This window comes from Mucilaginibacter lappiensis (genome assembly GCF_050433765.1).
Lineage (GTDB): Bacteria > Bacteroidota > Bacteroidia > Sphingobacteriales > Sphingobacteriaceae > Mucilaginibacter > Mucilaginibacter lappiensis_A.
On record NZ_JBNPWP010000005.1, the window covers coordinates 324,089 to 336,972 of the forward strand.

Sequence of the window (12,884 nt, forward strand, 5' to 3'; positions counted from 1 at the left end):
AACTGCATCAGTTTATCAATGCGCTTCCAGCCAGTTCAATCCAGTACCAATCTCTACCATGATAGGAACCGTTGTTTTAATGGCTGTTTTCATGTTGTGCATAATAATGGGTTTAACAATTTCAATTTCATCATTTGGCACATCAAACACCAACTCATCATGTACCTGCATGGTCATGCGGGCATCCAGGTTTTGCGCTTTAAACTCGCGGTGAATATTGATCATGGCAATCTTGATCATATCGGCGGCCGAGCCTTGTATCGGGGCGTTAATCGCGTTTCGCTCTGCAAAACCACGCACGGTCGCATTGGCCGAATTAATATCGCGCAGGTACCTACGCCTGCCCATCAGGGTACATACATAGCCATTTTCACGGGCAAAGTTCATGGTATCACTCATGTATTGTTTTATACCCGGGAATTGTGCAAAGTATTGTTCAATAATATCGGCGGCTTCCTTACGCGGTATGCCCAGGTTTTGTGATAACCCAAAAGCCGATTGCCCGTAAATGATACCAAAATTCACTGCCTTAGCATTGCGGCGCTGGTCGCTGGTTACTTCATCAAGCGAGATACCATAAACATTGGCGGCTGTCGCTGTGTGAATATCCAGGTTATCAACAAAAGCCTGCATCATGTTAGGGTCCTTGCTGATCTCGGCAATAATGCGCAGTTCTATTTGCGAATAATCTGCCGATACAATGCTGTGACCACTATCGCGCGGGATAAAAGCCTTGCGTACCTCGCGGCCGCGTTCGGTACGGATAGGTATATTTTGCAGGTTGGGGTTAACACTGCTTAAACGCCCGGTTGCTGCAACTGCCTGGTTGTAAGAGGTATGCACGCGACCGGTCTTGGAGTTCACCATTGTTGGAAGCGCATCAACATAAGTTGATTTTAATTTTTGCAGCTGGCGAAAATCCAGTATATCCCTCACGATATCGCTTTTGGCGGCAAGGGAAAGTAACACATCCTCACCAGTTTGATACTGGCCGGTTTTGGTTTTTTTGGCCTTAGGGTCAAGCATTAGTTTTTCAAACAATACTTCGCCCAGTTGTTTTGGCGATGCGATGTTGAACCGCACACCCGCTTTTTCATATACGGTTTTCTCGTACCCGGCTATATCGGTTTCCAGTTGTTTGGAGAACTCGCGCAGTGTATCATGATCTATTTTTACACCCTCGTACTCCATATCGGCCAGTACATATATCAGGGGGTGCTCAATTTCATTGATTAGCTTTTCACTTTCAACCTGCTTTAGTTTAGGTTCAAAAATGGTTTTAAGCTGTAGGGTGATGTCGGCATCCTCGGCGGCGTATTCTTTTATCTTTTCAATTTCCACATCGCGCATATTGCCCTGATTTTTACCTTTTGGACCAATAAGCGAAGTGATAGAAACCGGTTTGTAGCCCAGGTAATTTTCAGACAATACGTCCATGCCATGACGGGTATCGGGGTCAATCACATAGTGCGCCATCATGGTATCAAATAAGCTACCCTTTACTTCAACACCGTACCATTTTAGTATCAGGATATCGAACTTAATGTTTTGTCCTATTTTGCCTATTTGTTCATGTTCAAGTACCGGCTTAAACTCGGTTACAATGCTTTTTGCATCATCCTGATTAGCCGGAACAGGCACATACCAGGCCTCGCCCGGCTTCACCGCGAATGACAGGCCCACCAGCTCGCAAAAGTTGGCATCTGTACCTGTGGTTTCGGTATCAAAGCAAATAGTTTGCTGCTGCAATAGCAAGGCTATCAGCTCTACGCGTTTTTCAAGCGTATCGGCCAGGTGATATTCGTGCGGTACATTATTAATATTTTTAGCGGCGCTGGTAGCATCTTCATAAATGTCTTCCACATCAACCGTCATGGTGGTGCGGGCGGTGGCAACAGGATCGCCAAACAGGTCGGTTTGTACCGAAACCGCTTTCATTTCGGTAATGCTGAAATCGTCGCCAAAAACACGCCTGCCCAGGGTACGGAACTCCAGTTCAGCAAAAAGAGGCTCCAACAGATCTTTGCTTGGCGCGCACATCTCCAGGCCTTCCTCGTCAAGCTCAACCGGAACATTTAATAATATGGTAGCCAGTTTTTTTGATAGCAGGCCCTGTTCTGCAAATTGCTCTATATTTTCGCGTTGCTTGCCTTTTAACTCATGGCTATGGCTGATGATCTCTTCCATAGATCCATATTGTTTAATGAGCGCCTTAGCTGTTTTTTCGCCAATACCGGGAATACCGGGGATGTTATCAACAGCATCGCCCCATAAACCTAAAATATCGATAACTTGCTCTACGCGCTCTATTTCCCATTTCTCCAACACTTCCTTAACACCAAGGATCTCCATTTCGTTACCCATGCGGGCCGGTTTGTAAATGCGGATGTTATCAGATACCAGTTGTGCAAAATCCTTATCAGGAGTCATACAGTATACCTGGTAGCCCTTTTGTTCGGCCTTTTTGGCCAGGGTACCTATAATATCATCGGCCTCATAACCGTCAGAAGTAATAACGGGGATATTGAAACCCAGTATCACCTTAATTACATAAGGCAGGGCTTTGGCAAGATCCTCGGGCATGGCTTCACGGTGGGCTTTGTAGGCCTCATAATCGGCATGGCGCTCGGTAGGTGCCTCGGTATCAAACACCACGGCCATATGTGTTGGCTTTTCTTTCTTCAAAACATCAAGCAGGGTATTGGTAAAACCCATTACGGCTGATGTATTTAATCCGTTCGACGTAAACCGCGGACTTTTACTTAAAGCAAAATGCGCCCGGTAAATAAGGGCCATGCCATCCAAAAGAAATAGTTTTTTCATTGATATGTTGCACTAATTGCACTTATTTATTCGAATTACACGAATTTCAGGTACAATGGTTTATGCAAAAATAACATTTATGGGAACAATGGAATGATTTATTGGCAGTATTAATAATGCGTATAATCAAGGAAAATTGGCGTTCATTCAATTCGTGTAATTCGAATAAATAAGTGCAATTAGTGCTACCTAAAATCGCAGTTCGCCAGGTGGTCGTTCACCATACCGGTAGCTTGCATGTGGGCATAGCAAATAGTAGTACCAAAAAATTTAAAACCACGCTTTTTCATGTCCTTGCTTATAGCATCAGATATTGGCGTACTGGCCGGTATGCTTTTTTCGGGATGATTGGTGAGCGGTTTACCATCGGGCATAAAACTGTACAGGTATTTATCAAACGAGCCAAACTCCTTTTGTACTTCAATAAACAATTTAGCATTGTTAATGGCAGCCAGAATTTTTAAGCGGTTACGAATAATGCCGGTATCCTGCATCAGGCGCTCTACATCCTCGGCAGTAAAAGCCGCTACTTTTTTAACATCAAAATTAGCAAAGGCTTTCCGGTATCCTTCTCGACGGCGCAAAATAGTAATCCAGCTCAAACCCGCCTGTGCCGATTCGAGCACCAAAAACTCAAACAGGGTTTTATCGTCATGAGTTTCCTTGCCCCATTCTTTATCATGGTATTCCATGTACAATGGGTCGGTACCAGCCCAGGAGCAACGTTTTAAGTCGGAAGTCTTAAGTTTTGAGTCAGAAGTCGTCATATCTATGCGTTTTTAAGAAATACTTAATTCTATTTAAACTTTTCATGGTTGTTCATCATGTAAATTAATAAGTAAGAAACCTCTTCGCTTTGCTTATTAAGTTCTTGAAATTTTTCATCTGTGATGTACTTACATGCCAATGATGCATCAAGCCAAGCTTGTGTTTCTGCATTTTCCATTTCTGCGTCAGTAAGTTTACTTATAAAATGATTGGGGTATTTTCGCTTTTTATAAGATTCAGCTATTGACGCAAATACAGACCTTGATGATCTTCTAATTTGATCGATCAAGCTGTATGTTTCTTCTTTAGGAAAATTTTTTGTCAACCAAAAGATTTCCATCGATAAAGCAAAAGCTTTTTTATATGCAATCAAATCTCTGAACAAACTCATTTTATAAGTCTAAAGTTTGAGGTCCTTATGGTTAAATTAATTTTGTAAAACTGAAAATCCATTTTTGACTTAGAACTTAAGACTCAAGACTTAACTCATCCCAATACTCCACGGCCCGGCGGTAATGAGGGATCACGATGGAACCGCCTACCAGGTTGGCTATCATGAATACTTCGTTCATTTCGTCGTGCTTTACACCAGCCTCGTGGCATTTGCCCAGATGATATTTAATACAATCGTCGCAGCGCAAAACCATGCTGGCTACCAAGCCCAGCATCTCTTTTGTTTTAACATCTAATGCGCCTTCGGCGTAGGAGGTGGTATCCAGTGCGAAAAAGCGTTTTATATTGGTATTAGCCGTTTCCATTATCCTGTCGTTCATTTTGGTACGATAGGCGTCAAATTCTTCTATTAGTTTTCCCACAGGTTATTAATTATTGAGTTACCGGATCAGTGAATTATTTATTACTAATTTAATTAGCATTTAAAGGTATAAATATTTATTTTTATCCCAAGAGTTTTAAACCAATTTTTACAGGATAATCAAAAAAGTTATGGATAGCCTATCGCCCAATATTTTTGTTAATGATATTAATGCAACTATAGCCTTTTATCAGCAATTAGGTTTTAAATTGATAGTTACCGTACCCGAAACCGGCACCGACCTGGTTTGGGCTATGATGGTGAATGGCGGCGTTACCATCATGTTTCAGACCTATACCAGCCTGGGTAACGACCTGCCGGATATTAGCCGGCAGGATGGAGGTTCACTGCTATTGTACATTAAACTAAAAAATATCAGGTTTTTTTTTGAGGAGATAAAGGATAAGGTTACCGTACTGCATGGCCTGCAGAAAACTTTTTATGGTGCTACCGAGTTTTCTATAAAAGATATTAATAATTATGTATTGACCTTTGCTGAAGACGAATAGTCCTTTTTACTGTAACCCATGATCAACTTTAAACGGGCCGACCATATACACATCTGTGTTCCGCATGATAGACTGGAAGAGGCAAGATTGTTTTATACCAACATCATTGGCCTGCAGCTAATGGAAAGGCCTGATGTATTTTCATCAACCGGTTATTGGTTTAAGGTAGCCGATATTGAGTTACATATAGGAGTTGAAGATAGTTTGCCCCGTTCCATAAGGCATACAGCTATGGAAGTTAGCGATATCGCAGCCGCCCGCAGGCACCTTAAAAATAACGATGTTGAAATTGTGGAAGAACCTGTAATTGCCGGCCGTACGCGTTTTGCCTTTATTGACCCGTTTGGCAACCGGATGGAGCTGTTGCAAATGCTATAAAGCCAGCTCGATAGACGGATCCCAAAACAGGGTTTTAAAATCCTGTACATGATCGTCTTTTACTTTTACACCCTCGCTTTCCAGCAACTCCTGCATCAGGTCGCCGCCGAAATGGAATTTTGCGGTAAGCAAGCCCTGGCGGTTTACAACCCGGTGCGCAGGTACTTTGGGCACTACTTTGCCGGCCGCCTGCATGGCATAACCCACCATCCGCGATGAGCCTTTGGTACCTAAATAGGTGGCAATTGCTCCGTACGAGGTTACCCTGCCCGGCGGGACAAGCCGGGCTACCTGGTACACTTTATCAAAAAAATTAATATCGTCCATTATTAAGGCTTAAAGCTGAATGCATAAAGCTTAAAGCTCCACCATAAGCTAAGTGGCTTTAAGCAAAAGAAAACTTAAGGTAGTTAATGTTCTTATTATCTTTTAAATATTTTTTCTCGTAATATGTTTTTATCGATAACACTTCATCGGCATGGGGCGAGTGGTAAAGGTCCTCTGTTTTAACGTGCAATCTGAGTTTTAACTCTTCTATCTTTTCGGCGGTGTAAGCGTGCAGGCCATCATTATCCGTTTTTAAATTGATATAGCCACCGGGTTTTAAAATTTCGGTGTACTTATTCAAAAATCGGGGCGAGGTAAGGCGTTTTTTTTCGCGGCTCAGTTGCGGCTGCGGATCAGGGAAAGTTATCCAGATCTCGTCAATCTCACCATCGGCAAAATAATCCAACAGGTTTTCTATCTGTATGCGCAAAAAGGCTACGTTAGGCACGTTTTCTTCAATAGCGGTTTTAGCGCCACGCCAAATGCGGTTGCCTTTATAATCAATACCAATAAAATTTTTATCGGGAAACAGGTTGGCCAGGTTTACGGTGTATTCGCCTTTACCGCAGGCCAGCTCCAAAACTACCGGGTTGTTGTTTTTAAAAAAACTTTTGCTCCATTCGCCTTTAAAAGGCTTGCCGGCATCTAACTGCAATACATTGCTAAAGGTATCAATCTCAGCAAAGCGCTTTAATTTATCTTTTCCCACTTTTTTAAATAAAGTGCAAAAATAGCCTTTTCTTTAAATTGTGAAACCTTTGTTTAAGTGGATTAAAGAACTACCGGCGGCGGCACAGACGGCATCGGCTTAAAGGGTTCTCCGGGCTTTTTGGTTGCCTTACTAAAAAGCGATTTTACTTTACCCCATATTCCGCTCACCGCATCTTCGCTAATATAGTGCGATGCCTTTTGCGATACCAGGCCCACCAATGCTTTAACTAAAAAGTTAGAGTGTTTGAACAGAGTTTTATTTAAGGTAACGGGTAATACAATTCTTGATAATAGGCCTAAAAAATCCTGGCTAAAAATACCCGGCTGTTTAGCCCCATTATGGCTGCTCCCTGAATTTATCAGGGACATTATACTTGAAAATATAGCGGATGGACTACTAAAGCGCGCAGCCAATGCAGTGCCTTGCTGGTTTTCAATAACACGCATCCTGGCAATTTCTTCCCGCAGATCGTCAATATTTTTTATTTGGAAGTCCATTGCTTTTACTTTTTAAATAATTTTTGGACAAAGAGATTAGCAAGCGGCTTTTCAATACGCTCCTTATTGAGTTTTATAACAACTGCAATAATTAAATAAATAAGGGCAACACACCCAAAACCTTCCCAAAATGATTGCAATACATCAGATAAATAATAAGCTAAAGTAAAGCTGGCAAATATAAAGGCCAATACCATGCTTATGGCGGTAATGGCATCTGTGATTACACTTGCTAAAATTGAAGTTCCACCCTCAATAGCCTCATATTTTAAAAGCTTAAAACGCGTTTCAGCATATTCTTTCAGCTGATCAACAATTGGCGGTAATGGTGGTGGTGTTTCTTTTTTGGCTTCCATATATATTTAATTTATATATCCCGGATAATTCATTTCCATGAACAATCCGGGATGGAGGTAAATTATGCGTGTTCCAGATCGTCCTGATACTCTTCTTCGGCGCCCCTGATCTTTGATTTTATATTTTCAACCACCTTATCCTTTAAACCCACCAGGTTATCGATCTCGGCTGCTGCGGTTTCTTTAATAGAATCACCAAGGTTTTTTAATGATTCGGTAAGTTTGTCGCGTGTTTCGTTACCTTTATCTGGTGCAAATAAAATTCCTAACGCTGCCCCTGCCGCCAAGCCTGCAAGCAATGCAACAACTACTTTTGTGTTATCATTCATTGTAATATAATTTTAAGTTGAACATTTGTTTTAATATGATTAAATACCTTGCCAAATATCATAAATCAGCTAATTTGTCGGTAATTTCTGTATAAATTGTTTTTTTAGGCCGATTGAATTCTGCAACTGTGTTCACAAAAGTATTCAATATGCCCGGTCAGTTTTCAGGAGTGCGTATGCGTTCCAAACGGTCGGCGGCCATCCTGTTTGTTTCATATATCTCTATCAACAGTAAAAAATACGATAATAATACCGGCCCAAAAACCAGGCCCAAAATTCCAAAAAGCGGCAAACCTATAAACACCCCTATAACCGATATAATGGGATGGGTATTGGCTATACGCTTGTTGATGATCATTCGTAAAACGTTATCAACGTTGCCTATAAATAACAACCCGTAAGCTAACAGTAAAATTCCATTTAAAGTATGCCCTTGTGCAAATAATATGATACTTGCCGGTATGCATAGCGTTGGTGCACCTACCACCGGCAAAAATGAAATAAATACGGCAATAACCCCCCAAAACACCGGGTCGCCGATGCCAAATATCCAAAAGCCATTGGCTAATAGTACACCTTGCGTAATAGCTATTATTCCTTGTCCTAAAACGTTTGAATAGGTAGAATCGCGCAGGGCTGCTGCAAATTTTAATGCATGTTGCTCGCGGAAGGGAGCATATTTTAATAAACCGGCCTCAAACTCCCCAATCTGCGTAAGCATAAAGTACAACAAAAAATAAAGTACCAGCAAGGTTATGATAATGCTTGCCGCGCTGCCTAATATGGAAGGAAAAAGTTCAGTTACAAACGTTCCTAATTTTTGCAGTGTATTTTCGGCAAAATGGGGTTGATTAAGGTTAGCGGCGGCAAAGGCATCAATTTTTGTGGTCCATTGCTCAATTGGCAGCGATTTTAGGTCGATACTTGATATTTTACCTACCACCATAATACTCAATGACAAAAACGGGATCACAATAACGATAAGAGAAGAAAAAATGATAAGCAGGGCAACCAACACTTTGTTCCAGCCTTTTTTTTCGACCAGGTGGATATAAAAGGGTCTGAAAATGGTGAATAACACAACGGCACCTAATATGGAACTAAATAAACCATGCAGTGCATACAGCAAAAAACAGCCAAGCACAACAATGCTTACCAGGATGATATTATTACGCTGCTTATAGTTAAAAATTGACATTAAGGCTTGGCTTTTAGAAATCCATAAAAAAAGAGTCAAGGGTTAAGACTAATGATCAAAATTATTGTCTTGATTCCTGACTCTCATCTCTTGATTCTCATTGTTATGTTAAACAAAAAAACGCCAAAAAGGTTTAGCGTTTTTAAAGTATTATATGCGATAAAAAAGGCTATTTCGTATCATCAAGAAGTGTATTTATCTGGGTTGAACTTCTTGAAATTGTATCCAGATAAAACAGGCAATCGGCAGAGGCATCGGGCATTTCGTACTTCAGCTGTTCAAGCGCCAAATAAATATTAGAAAGCTGATTTTTAATATCGTGCTTTAGTTTACGCAGGCTTTCCTCGCTTCGCCCTTGCTGCTCCTCTTCCATTTTATTTAAGGTTTATGGCCTTCATTTTATTATACAGTGTTTTACGGTCGATATTTAATATCTCAGCGGCTTTTGTCTTATTAAAATTAACCTCTCTTAAAACTTTAATAATAGTTTCATATTCGGCTTCGAGTGCCGCGTTTTTAAGATCGTGGCGTATTTCTTTTATCTCCGGCACCTCATAGGTGTTGGTATGGGCATGGGAGTGCTCAAACGAATGTGTTTTAAAATTAGATATTTCAAGAGGCAGCGCCTTCATGGTGATCTCACTTTCTTCGGCTAATAAAGCTGCCCGCCTGATCACATTTTTTAGTTCACGGATATTACCTGGCCATCTGTAGTTCATAAAGCAATCAACAACCTCGGCCGAAAACGCGGTTACACTGCGCCCCAGTTCATTATTAGCGATCTTTAAAAAATGCTCGGCCAGTAACATAATATCATTGCCGCGCTCACGCAATGGCGGCATATATATGGTAAACTCATTAAAGCGATGGTACAGGTCTTCCCTGAACCTCCCCTTTTGAATTCCTTCCTGCAGGTTTTCGTTAGTAGCTATAATAATGCGTACATCAAGGTCAATTTCTTTGGTGCTGCCTATCCTTTTAACTTTGCGTTCCTGAACGGTACGCAGTAAGGCCGCCTGGATCTCATAGGAAAGATTACCCACTTCATCCAAAAACAGGGTGCCTCCGTTTGCCATTTCAAAATGCCCGATCTTAGTGTAAAGCGCCCCGGTGAATGACCCTTTTTCGTGGCCAAAAAACTCGCTGGCTGCCAGTTCTTTGGTTAATGAGCCACAATCCATAGCAACAAAGGGTTGGTTGTGGCGCAGGCTGTTAAGGTGTATACTTTGAGCCACCGACTCTTTGCCGGTACCACTTTCGCCCAGTATAATTACGCTGTAATTGGTAGGAGCCACCAACTCTATCTGCCGCAACAACTCTTTTGAAGCCCTGCTGGTGCCGGCAACAAATTCATTGGCGAAAGTCTGTTTTTTATTATCCCGGCCTTTTGATTTATCATTAACCGTATTATCGCTCACTGCTTCTTCAACCAGGGCATAGTGGGTTTCAACGGCTTTATTAATAGTATTTAATATTTCATCGGGATACAATGGCTTGGTAATATAGTCGTATGCGCCCATTTTAATAAGCTCAACTGCCATTTTAATATCAGAGTAACCCGTAATGATGATCACCCCGGTTTTAGGGTATTGGTTTTTTATGTTTCTGAGCATTTCGCGACCGTCGGTATCTTCCAACCTGAAATCGCACAGAACGAGGTTAAATTCATCGTTTTTTAGGGCCTCCATGCCACTTGTTCCACTTGAGGCTGTACTTACATCAAAGCCATTGCGGGTTAAAAACTTTGATAGCAATAAAGCCACATTAACTTCATCATCAATGATGAGGATTTTCTTCATAAGAGCAATACTGGTAACGGTAAATGTATTTAAACGTGTTAAGTTACTAACAATGTTGCTAATTTATGGAGCTTTTTTTAAATACAGCCTTTAAACTCAAAAAAAGCATAAACAAAATGGGCGGTCAATTGACCGCCCATTTTGTTTATAGGTATAAGTAGGGCCATATTAAAAGCCGTACGCTACACGGATACCCACAAAGTTTACTTTGCTGTTATCAACACCGCTGGTGTATTTGGTAGTTGCTTCGTAACGAACACCTGCATCAATAAAGTTTCCGTTTGCACTTACCGGGAACTGAACACCTATTTGAGGAGCGTAAACAAATGCAGTTGATTTATCAGCACCAACATCAGATTTGTTTAACAGGAAAGCTGCACCAGCTTCGCCTTGTACATAAAAGTTCTCGATAGGGAAGAATTTTAAACCTGCTTTAACTGGTATTAAATGAATGTCAGTCGGGTTTACTAATCCGTTTGGTGTAGTGATATCATTCTTACCAAAAATATTATTGTAACCTGCGTTAACAGTAACAAATAATTTGTTTGAAAGAACCGGGATATCTGCTTGTACCGAACCACCTAAGTTCCATTTGTAGCTATCTTTAAAGTTACCTGTTGGGATACCCGCATCAACACCAATGCTGTAACGGATACCGTCTTTAGTTGTAGTTGATGTAGTTGTAGGGGTAGTTGTTTGTGCTTTAGCGCCTAATGCAAATCCTGCAAATGCTAAAACAAGGGCTGAAATTTTAAATGTATTTTTCATAACAATTGTGTGTTTTTGATATATGTTTTATAAACACAATGCAAAGTAAAGCACAGAATCACATATGATTTTTCATCCAAAAGTCACGAATATTTAATCGCTTGATTAACAATAATTTATTTTTTGACCCGATTGGTATTTTGGTCAGCCCATTGTAAAATAGGCGAATATATCCCTTAGAATTGTCAAATTAACATTGGCTTAACATTGGATCTGCGTTGATAACGGGCTGGTTTCTGCACGTTATCAGCGCAATTTTACTCGGTTTTAAGCCTATTTAATGGAAAAATATAGAAATAGAAGCACAAAGAAGCTTGAATATGCCCGATAATTATTGCTTTAGCAGATCATTCGCCTTTAAAATCCGCTTTTCGCTTGGCTAAAAATGCCGCAACACCTTCCTGAAAATCCTGCGTTCCAAAGCATTTTCCAAACTCCGCTATCTCGGTTTCATAGCCATTTACGCCATCGGTAAAGCCCGCGTTTACAGCATGTATAGCAGCAGCCAATGCTAATGGCGCCCTTGATAATATTTTTTGCAATAACCCCTCGGCCTCTATCAGCAGGTCTTCGGGGCAAGCTACATGCGTAACCAGTCCAAATTGCTGAGCCTCAACAGCAGTTATCATATCGGCGGTAAGTATCATTTGTAAAGCTTTACTTTTACCTATTAATTGAGCCAACCTCTGTGTACCGCCATAACCGGGTATTAAACCCAGCGTTACTTCGGGCAGGCCCATCTTAGCCGTTTCTGATGCTATGCGTATATGGCAGGCCATAGCCAGTTCAAGACCGCCGCCAAGAGCAAATCCATTTATGGCAGCAATTACAGGCTTATTACCATTAGCAATCAGGTCAAACACTTCTTTTTGTCCTTCACGTGCCAGGGCAGTGCCGGCAGCAACATCCAGACTGGCAAATTCACTAATATCGGCACCGGCAACAAAGGCTTTGGTACCTGCGCCTGTAATAATGATACCACCAACATCAGGATTATTAAAAGCTTCAAAAAAAGCGGTATGCAGTTCGGCAAGGGTGTCTTTGTTCAGCGCGTTAAGTTTGCTTTCGCGGTTTATAATAATATACTGTATACGCTCTTTGTTTTCTATCAGTAAATTTTGAAATTCCATGGGATTAGCTATTAAAAATTACGGTGTTCGTGCACCCAGCCTGTAATATAAGCAACAATATCCTGCGTATTGGTTCCGGGCGGAAAAAGCTCGCCAACACCTAATTGTTTTAGCGACAGCATATCATCATTAGGGATAATGCCGCCACCGGTAAGCAGTACATCATCCATTTGCTTTTCTTTAATTAGTTTAATGATCTTGGGGAAAACGGTCATGTGGGCTCCCGATAATATGGATATGCCTATGGCATCCACGTCTTCCTGTAAGGCGGTGTTCACTACCATTTCGGGCGTTTGGCGCAGGCCGGTATAAATTACTTCCATCCCGGCATCGCGCAGGGAAGTGGCTATAATACGTGCGCCGCGGTCGTGCCCGTCAAGCCCTACTTTGGCAACTAATACACGGATGGGTCTGTTAAAGGTATTACTCATGTAAAACCATATTGGTTGCCGTAAAAGTAAGAAGAAATTTATGAT

General features: G+C 41.3%; 17 protein-coding genes. 2 read left to right on the forward strand and 15 right to left on the reverse strand.

Annotated elements, in window-relative coordinates; genetic code table 11:
• Positions 1–15 precede the first annotated feature (15 nt).
• From polA to M2273_RS17745, 4 genes are all read right to left on the reverse strand, one after another.
• The gene (gene polA, locus M2273_RS17730; protein ID WP_429399090.1) at positions 16–2,823 is read right to left on the reverse strand and encodes a DNA polymerase I; all 2,808 of its coding nucleotides are present in this window, start codon (positions 2,821–2,823) and stop codon (positions 16–18) included.
• A gap of 185 nt (positions 2,824–3,008) precedes the next feature.
• Positions 3,009–3,590 carry a DNA-3-methyladenine glycosylase I gene (locus M2273_RS17735; protein ID WP_429399091.1) on the reverse strand — a complete coding sequence of 194 codons (582 nt, stop codon included), beginning with the start codon at positions 3,588–3,590 and terminating at the stop codon, positions 3,009–3,011.
• Between the two features lie 29 nt (positions 3,591–3,619).
• Positions 3,620–3,982 carry a four helix bundle protein gene (locus tag M2273_RS17740; protein WP_429399092.1) on the reverse strand — a complete coding sequence of 121 codons (363 nt, stop codon included), beginning with the start codon at positions 3,980–3,982 and terminating at the stop codon, positions 3,620–3,622.
• Between the two features lie 76 nt (positions 3,983–4,058).
• Positions 4,059–4,406 carry a carboxymuconolactone decarboxylase family protein gene (locus tag M2273_RS17745; RefSeq protein WP_429399093.1) on the reverse strand — a complete coding sequence of 116 codons (348 nt, stop codon included), beginning with the start codon at positions 4,404–4,406 and terminating at the stop codon, positions 4,059–4,061.
• A 130-nt stretch (positions 4,407–4,536) separates the two neighbouring features.
• On the opposite strand from M2273_RS17745, the gene M2273_RS17750 reads away from it, so the two are divergent.
• Together M2273_RS17750 and M2273_RS17755 are read left to right on the forward strand one after the other, a co-directional pair.
• Complete coding sequence (locus M2273_RS17750; protein WP_429399094.1) at positions 4,537–4,914, forward strand: VOC family protein; 378 nt, start codon at positions 4,537–4,539, stop codon at positions 4,912–4,914.
• Positions 4,915–4,932: 18 nt separating this feature from the next.
• Positions 4,933–5,292 carry a VOC family protein gene (locus tag M2273_RS17755; RefSeq protein ID WP_429399095.1) on the forward strand — a complete coding sequence of 120 codons (360 nt, stop codon included), beginning with the start codon at positions 4,933–4,935 and terminating at the stop codon, positions 5,290–5,292.
• Here M2273_RS17755 and M2273_RS17760 read toward each other — a convergent pair.
• The 11 genes from M2273_RS17760 to M2273_RS17810 form a co-directional block, all read right to left on the reverse strand.
• Positions 5,287–5,619 (reverse strand): MGMT family protein, encoded by a 333-nt coding sequence (locus tag M2273_RS17760; RefSeq protein ID WP_429399096.1) that lies wholly within the window; start codon positions 5,617–5,619, stop codon positions 5,287–5,289. The two genes, M2273_RS17755 and M2273_RS17760, sit on opposite strands and share 6 nt — an antisense overlap.
• A 58-nt stretch (positions 5,620–5,677) precedes the next feature.
• Positions 5,678–6,328 (reverse strand): tRNA (guanosine(46)-N7)-methyltransferase TrmB, encoded by a 651-nt coding sequence (gene trmB, locus M2273_RS17765; RefSeq protein WP_429399097.1) that lies wholly within the window; start codon positions 6,326–6,328, stop codon positions 5,678–5,680.
• Between the two features lie 62 nt (positions 6,329–6,390).
• On the reverse strand, positions 6,391–6,828 hold the full coding sequence (locus M2273_RS17770) for a hypothetical protein (protein ID WP_429399098.1): 438 nt from the start codon (positions 6,826–6,828) through the stop codon (positions 6,391–6,393).
• 5 nt (positions 6,829–6,833) lie between these two features.
• Positions 6,834–7,184 carry a phage holin family protein gene (locus M2273_RS17775; protein WP_429399099.1) on the reverse strand — a complete coding sequence of 117 codons (351 nt, stop codon included), beginning with the start codon at positions 7,182–7,184 and terminating at the stop codon, positions 6,834–6,836.
• Between the two features lie 62 nt (positions 7,185–7,246).
• A complete protein-coding gene (locus M2273_RS17780) occupies positions 7,247–7,513 on the reverse strand; it encodes a YtxH domain-containing protein (RefSeq protein WP_310094725.1) in 267 nt (88 codons plus the stop codon).
• 157 nt (positions 7,514–7,670) lie between these two features.
• Positions 7,671–8,711: an AI-2E family transporter gene (locus tag M2273_RS17785; protein ID WP_429399100.1), complete on the reverse strand. Its 1,041-nt coding sequence runs from the start codon at positions 8,709–8,711 to the stop codon at positions 7,671–7,673.
• 169 nt (positions 8,712–8,880) lie between these two features.
• Positions 8,881–9,084, reverse strand: a complete 204-nt coding sequence (locus M2273_RS17790; protein WP_429399101.1) for a hypothetical protein — start codon at positions 9,082–9,084, stop codon at positions 8,881–8,883.
• Between the two features lies 1 nt (position 9,085).
• A complete protein-coding gene (locus M2273_RS17795; RefSeq protein ID WP_429399102.1) occupies positions 9,086–10,510 on the reverse strand; it encodes a sigma-54-dependent transcriptional regulator in 1,425 nt (474 codons plus the stop codon).
• A gap of 168 nt (positions 10,511–10,678) precedes the next feature.
• On the reverse strand, positions 10,679–11,278 hold the full coding sequence (locus M2273_RS17800; protein ID WP_429399103.1) for a hypothetical protein: 600 nt from the start codon (positions 11,276–11,278) through the stop codon (positions 10,679–10,681).
• A 347-nt stretch (positions 11,279–11,625) separates the two neighbouring features.
• Positions 11,626–12,408: an enoyl-CoA hydratase/isomerase family protein gene (locus M2273_RS17805; RefSeq protein WP_429399104.1), complete on the reverse strand. Its 783-nt coding sequence runs from the start codon at positions 12,406–12,408 to the stop codon at positions 11,626–11,628.
• Positions 12,409–12,419: 11 nt separating this feature from the next.
• Complete coding sequence (locus M2273_RS17810; protein ID WP_429399105.1) at positions 12,420–12,839, reverse strand: cobalamin B12-binding domain-containing protein; 420 nt, start codon at positions 12,837–12,839, stop codon at positions 12,420–12,422.
• Positions 12,840–12,884 lie beyond the last annotated feature (45 nt).